This is a genomic window from Streptomyces sp. NPDC091972 (genome assembly GCF_044756385.1).
Taxonomy (GTDB): Bacteria; Actinomycetota; Actinomycetes; order Streptomycetales; family Streptomycetaceae; genus Streptomyces.
Window position 1 is genome coordinate 263,123 of sequence record NZ_JBIVSV010000002.1, and the last position, 6,225, is coordinate 269,347.

General features: G+C 74.1%; 5 protein-coding genes. 3 read left to right on the forward strand and 2 right to left on the reverse strand.

Annotation, left to right across the window (positions count from 1 at the left end; all coding sequences use genetic code 11):
- Positions 1-8: 8 nt before the first annotated feature.
- Both ACIQJT_RS06500 and ACIQJT_RS06505 read left to right on the forward strand, forming a co-directional pair.
- Positions 9-740, forward strand: coding sequence for an MBL fold metallo-hydrolase (locus ACIQJT_RS06500; protein ID WP_402640415.1), 732 nt, complete (start codon positions 9-11; stop codon positions 738-740).
- Between the two features lie 31 nt (positions 741-771).
- Complete coding sequence (locus ACIQJT_RS06505) at positions 772-1,578, forward strand: DUF3097 domain-containing protein (RefSeq protein WP_402640417.1); 807 nt, start codon at positions 772-774, stop codon at positions 1,576-1,578.
- Between the two features lie 284 nt (positions 1,579-1,862).
- On the opposite strand, the gene hemW is transcribed toward ACIQJT_RS06505, so the two are convergent.
- Both hemW and ACIQJT_RS06515 read right to left on the reverse strand, forming a co-directional pair.
- Positions 1,863-3,095 (reverse strand): radical SAM family heme chaperone HemW, encoded by a 1,233-nt coding sequence (gene hemW, locus ACIQJT_RS06510; RefSeq protein WP_402640419.1) that lies wholly within the window; start codon positions 3,093-3,095, stop codon positions 1,863-1,865.
- Positions 3,096-3,125: 30 nt separating this feature from the next.
- Positions 3,126-5,114 carry a SpoIIE family protein phosphatase gene (locus tag ACIQJT_RS06515; RefSeq protein ID WP_402640422.1) on the reverse strand — a complete coding sequence of 663 codons (1,989 nt, stop codon included), beginning with the start codon at positions 5,112-5,114 and terminating at the stop codon, positions 3,126-3,128.
- 102 nt (positions 5,115-5,216) lie between these two features.
- On the opposite strand from ACIQJT_RS06515, the gene ACIQJT_RS06520 reads away from it, so the two are divergent.
- On the forward strand, positions 5,217-6,225 hold a 1,009-nt coding region (locus tag ACIQJT_RS06520), incomplete at its 3' end, for a HAMP domain-containing protein (RefSeq protein ID WP_402640424.1).

Below are 6,225 nucleotides of genomic sequence, written 5' to 3' on the forward strand. Positions count from 1 at the left end.
GTCGCGGTATGACGGTGACTTGGGAAGAGCTCGGGTGGGAGCGGGTCGCGACCGGGGTGGGGCGGTGCCGGCTGCCCACCTGGGACTGTACGGCGGGCCTGGTGATCGGCGAGGGCACGGCCCTGTTGGTCGACGCGGGCTCCGGTCTCGCGGAGGGCGCCCGGCTGCGCGCGCAGGCCGGGGAACTGGCCGGCCACCGTGTGACCCATCTCGCGCTCACCCACCCCCACTTCGACCATGTCTTCGGTGCGGCGGCGTTCGCGGGGGCGGAGGTGTTCGGCGCGGTGGGCGTGGAGACGGTGCTGACGGGGCGGCTGGGCCGGGCGGAACTGCGGGCGGACGCGGTGCGCAACGGACTGGACCCGGAGGCGGCCGACGAGGCGGTGGACGCGCTCGTCGCGCCCCGGCACCACGTCTCGGGCGAGTGGACGCTCGACCTCGGCGGCGGCCGCCAGGTCCTGCTGGCGAACGTCGGCCCCGGCCACACGGCCCACGACCTCGCCGTCCTCGTCCCCGGCACCCCGGAGGTCGTCTTCTGCGGCGACCTGGTCGAGGAGTCCGGCGAACCGCAGGCGGGCCCGGACGCCGTGCCGCGGCACTGGCCCGCCGCGCTGGACCGGCTGCTGGAGCTGGGCGGCGAGGACGCGCGGTACGTGCCCGGTCACGGAGCGGTGGTGGACGCGGCGTTCGTGCGGGCCCAGCGGGACGTGCTGGCGGCACGCTTCGGCGTGTCGTGGTGATCCCCCACGCGGTTCTCCTATCGTCATCCGAATGCGCCAGTACTCCGCCGACCTGACCCCTCCGTGGAAGAAGCCCAAGCCGGTGCCGGAGGTGCCCGCCGAGCCCGGCCTGGTGGTCGAGGAGCCCGGGACCGGCTTCTGCGGCGCGGTGATCCGCTGCGAGGCGGGCACGGTGACCCTGGAGGACCGCTTCGGCAAGCACCGGGTGTTCCCGCTGGAGCCCCGCGGCTTCCTCCTGGAGGGCCGGGTGGTGACCCTGGTCCGGCCGTCCGCCGCCGCTCCCGTACGACCGTCCCGTACCGCGTCCGGCTCGGTGGCCGCCCCCGGCGCACGCGCACGCGTGGCCCGCGCCGGCCGCATCTACGTCGAGGGCCGGCACGACGCGGAACTGGTGGAGAAGGTCTGGGGCGACGACCTGCGCATCGAGGGCGTGGTCGTGGAGTACCTGGAGGGCGTGGACGACCTGCCGGCGATCGTGGCCGAGTTCGCGCCGGGTCCGGACGCGCGCCTCGGCGTCCTGGTGGACCACCTGGTGCCGGGCAGCAAGGAGTCCCGCATCGCGGCCTCGGTGACCAGCGAACACGCCCTGGTCGTCGGCCACCCGTACATCGACATCTGGGAGGCGGTGAAGCCGTCGTCCCTGGGCATCGAGGCGTGGCCCCGCGTCCCGCACGGCCAGGACTGGAAGACAGGCGTGTGCAGGGCTCTGGGCTGGCCGTCGGAGAACACGGGCGCGGTGTGGCAGGCGATCCTGAAGCGGGTGAACTCCTACAAGGACCTGGAGCCGGAGCTGCTCGGCCGGGTGGAGGAACTGATCGACTTCGTCACGGCGCCGTAGCAGGCCTGCGGGCGGGTCGAACGGCCGAGGGCCCGTCGTGGCCGCCCGCGCCCAGCCAAGGCAAGCACAGCAAGGTCAACATGCACCCCACGGCACCCCCACCCACCCAGGGGCGCGGGGAACTGCGCGACCAGCCCCCACCGCCCCGCAGCCGCCAGGGCAAGCGCAGCCAGGCCGACATACACCCCACGCCAACCCCACCCACCCAGGGGCGCGGGGAACTGCGCGACCAGCCACAAGCCACCCGCAGCCGCCGGACGACACGGCCCCCACCCCCGTGGGCGCTAGTCCACCAGGTCCCGCACCACCGCGTCCGCCAGCAACCGCCCCCGAAGCGTCAGCACAGCCCGCCCCTCCTCGTAGGGCCGGGCCTCCAGCAGCCCCTCCCCCAGCGCCCGGCGAGAAGCGCTCAGCCCCTCCGCCCGCAGCAGCGACAACGGCACTCCCTCCCGCAGCCGCAGCTCCAGCAGGATCCGCTCCACCCGCCGGTCCTCGTCCGAGAGCAGCTCACGGCCGGCGCCCGGCGACTTCCCCGAGGCCAGCGCCGCCGCGTACGCCCCGGGATGCTTCACGTTCCACCACCGCACCCCGCCCACGTGCGAGTGCGCCCCAGGACCGGCTCCCCACCAGTCCGCCCCGCGCCAGTACAGCTCGTTGTGCAGGCACCGGCCCGCCTCCGAGGTCGCCCAGTTGGAGACCTCGTACCAGTCGAACCCCGCCTCCGCGAACACGGAGTCGGCGATCAGATACCGGTCCGCGTGCACGTCGTCGTCGGTCATCGGGACCTCGCCCCGGCGGATGCGACGAGCGAGCTGGGTGCCCTCCTCGACGATCAGGGCGTACGCCGACACATGGTCCGGCCCGGCCCCGATGGCCGCCTCCAGGGACGCCCGCCAGTCGTCGTCGGACTCACCCGGGGTGCCGTAGATCAGATCGAGGTTCACATGGTCGAAGCCCGCCGCCCTGGCCTCCGCCACGCACGCCTCCGGCCGCCCCGGCGTGTGCGTGCGGTCCAGCACCTTCAGCACGTGCTGCCGCGCGCTCTGCATCCCGAAGGACACCCGGTTGAAGCCGCCCTCCCGCAGGGCCGACAGGTACGCCGGGTCGACGGACTCCGGGTTCGCCTCGGTGGTGACCTCGGCGTCCTCCGCCAGCCCGAACTCGTCACGGATCGCCGCGAGCATCCGTACGAGGTCCCCGGCGGCCAGCAGGGTCGGCGTACCGCCCCCGACGAACACCGTGCGCACCGGACGCGGGTCGTCGCCCAGCACCTTGCGGGCCAGGCGGATCTCGTCGATCAGCGTGTCCGCGTAGTTGTCGCGGGAGGCCAGCACCCCGCCCGAACCGCGCAGCTCGGTCGCCGTGTAGGTGTTGAAGTCGCAGTAGCCGCAGCGGGTCGCGCAGTACGGGACGTGCAGGTAGAAGCCGAGCGGGCGGTCGGCGGACCCGGCGAGCGCGGACGCGGGGAGCGAGCCGTCGTCGGGGACGGGTTCGCCGTCGGGGAGTGCGGAAGGCATGTCCTCCATTGTCCAGCACCCCGCGGGCACCTACTCCGCCTGGAGCACCAGCAGCGCCAGGTCGTCCTCCGGGGGCCGCGCCCCGAACTCGTGCACCAGCCGTTTGATGCGCTCCGCGATCAGTTCGGCGTCCAGCCCCGCGCACCCGGCGAGCGCCTCGGCGAGCCCGTCCTCGTCGTCGAACTGCCGGGGGCCGCTGCGCCGCTCGGTCACCCCGTCGGTGACGCACAGCAGGGTGTCGCCGGGCCGCAGCTCCAAGGTCTCGCTGGTGTACGTCTCGTCCTCGACGACCCCGAGCAGGGTCTGCGGCCGGGCTGCCGTACGGACCTCACCGCCCGCTCCGAGCAGCAGCGGCAGCGGGTGTCCGGCGGAGGCGAGGGTGCAGCGCACTCCGCCGTCGAAGGGCGCCAGCTCGCCGTACAGGAGGGACAGGAAGCGGGTCTGCGGGCCGTCGCCGGGGTGCATGGGGCGTCCGCCGGCGGCGGCCAGGGCGCGGGCGGCGGCGTCCGCGGCCTCCGTCGCGTCGTCGAGGAGCAGCTGGTTGAGGCGGTCCAGGACGTCGGCGACGCGGTAGCCCTCGCGGGCCAGCAGCCGCAGCCAGGGCCGCGCGAGGCCGATGACCACGGCCGCCTCGGGCCCCTTGCCCTGGACGTCGCCGACGGCGAAGCACCAGCGGCCGTCGCCGGCCGGGAACAGGTCGTAGAAGTCGCCGCTGGGTCCGCCCTTGTCGCACGGCTCGTACACCAGGGCGCTGCGCACCCCGGGGATCTCGGCGACCGCGCCGGGCAGCAGGCCGCGCTGGAGGACCGCGCTGATGGTGGCCTGGCGGGCGTACTGGCGGGCCGCGCCGATGGCGAGCGCGACCCGGCGGCTGAGGTCCTCGACGAGTCCGGTGATCTCGTCGGGGAAGGAGATCAGCCCGGCCCGGCCGATCACCAGGGTGCCCAGCGGGCGGCCGCCGGCGGTGAGGCGGTAGCCGAGCGCGGAGCCGTGTGTGCCGTGCGGGCCCAGCGCGTCGCCGGGCCAGGGGAACGGCACGGGCCCGGGGTGCTCCCGCCCCGGCGGGCCCGGCGGCTCCTTCTCCAGCGCCCGGCGCAGGTCCTCGATCCGGTTCTCGGAGCAGTGCCACACCCGGGCCAGCCGGGGCCCGGACGCACCGGCCTCGCCCCGGCCCGTCCCGCCCCCGGCCTCACCCGGGCGGGCGGACCCCCAGCGGCCGGCGACCTCGTCCTCCAGCCACACCGCGCACCAGTCGGCCAGCCGCGGCACGATGAGCTGTCCGGCGAGCGCGGCGACCAGGTTCTCGTCGAGCTGCCCGGCGAGCAGGTCGGAGGCCTCGGCGAGGAAGGACAGGGCGCCGCGGTTGAGCCAGTCCCGGTCCGGCTCGGCCTGGGGAGCGGGCGCTGCCGGGGCCCGGGACGGGGGTTGTTCCGGGGCGAGTATCCCGGCGACCCGCAGGCCCCGCTCGCGGGCCTTCTCCCCGGCGTACGCCTGGATCCCGTCGTGGGTGTCCTTGCCGCCGGCCGGGAGCTGCGCCCACACGGTCTTGGCGCCGGTGCGGTAGGTGATGCCCCAGGTCTCGGCGAGGGCGGCGACCAGGCGCAGTCCGCGTCCGTACTCCGGTGTGCCGGACGGGGGTTCGGAGTCGCTGTCGCGGGGGGCGCGGGAGGGGTGGTGGTCGAGGACCTCGACGACCAGGGCGCCGGTGTCCGCCTCCAGGCGGCAGGCCACCTCGATGTCGGTGCCCGCGTGCACGACGGCGTTGGTGACGAGTTCACTGACCACGACCACGGCGTCGTCGGTCTGCCGGTCGCTGATGAACTCGCTGCCGGGCAAAGCGAGTTCGGCCCACTCGGCGACCGCTTCCCGCAGCAGGGCCCGGGCCGAGCCGGGGGCGAGCGGACCGCCGGGGAGGGTGGCGTGGGTGTGCGCCGGAGCGTGCGGGAGCGCACCGCAGTCGCACGCGGGCGGATCGGACGCACGGGCAGCGGACTCCCGTTGCGCAGGAATGGCCCCCATGTCCGTCTCCCCGAGCAGTTCGGACGAATACACCTCAGTCGATGCGGACAGAGTGACAGACTGGCCACGCCCATAAGCGCCGAGTTACCGAAGTGGGCCGCCATGAGTGAGAACAGTGGTACGCCTGTGCTCGAAGAAGGACAGAACGCCGACCGGATTCGAGCATCGGACCTGCGTCCCCTGCTCGCCGCGATGACCGCCGCCCGGGACGGCGACTTCCGCCGGATGCCGGAGTCCGGGGACGGCATAGTGGCCGAACTGTCGGCCATCTTCAACCAACTGGTCGACCGCGACGTCCACTTCACCGGCGAGGTCAACCGGGTGAAGCGGGAGCTGGTGCGGCACGGGCGGCTCGACGAGCGGCTCTCCCCCAGTCCGGGACAGGGCACCTGGACCTCCCGGGTCAACGACGTGAACCAGCTCCTCGACGCCCTGGTGGCCCCGGCCGCCAACGCGACCCGGGTCCTGGACGCGGTGGCGGGCGGCGATCTCACCCAGCGGGTCGACCTGCACGACGGCAACCGCCAACTGCGCGGCGATCTGCGGCGACTCGGCCGGGCCGTGAACAAGATGGTCGACCAGCTCTCCCTGTTCACCGGCGAGGTCACCCGGGTGGCCCGCGAGGTCGGCACCGAGGGCCGGCTCGGCGGGCGGGCCAAGGTGACCGGTCTGTCCGGCAGTTGGCGCGACGTGACCGAGGCGGTCAACACCATGGCCTCCCGGCTCACCGCCCAGGTCCGGGACATCGCCCTGGTGACGACAGCGGTCGCCCGCGGCGACCTGACCCGCACGGTCACGGTCGAGGCGACGGGCGAGCTCCTCGAACTGAAGCTGACCGTGAACACGATGGTCGACCAGCTCTCCGCCTTCGCCGACGAGGTCACCCGCGTGGCCCGCGAGGTCGGCACCGAGGGGCAGCTGGGCGGCCGGGCCCAGGTGCGGGGCGTGTCGGGGGTCTGGAAGGACCTCACCGACAACGTCAACTTCATGGCGTCGAACCTGACCTCGCAGGTGCGGAACATCGCGCAGGTGACGACCGCCGTGGCGAACGGCGACCTCTCCCAGAAGATCACGGTCGACGCGCAGGGTGAGATCCTGGAGCTGAAGTCCA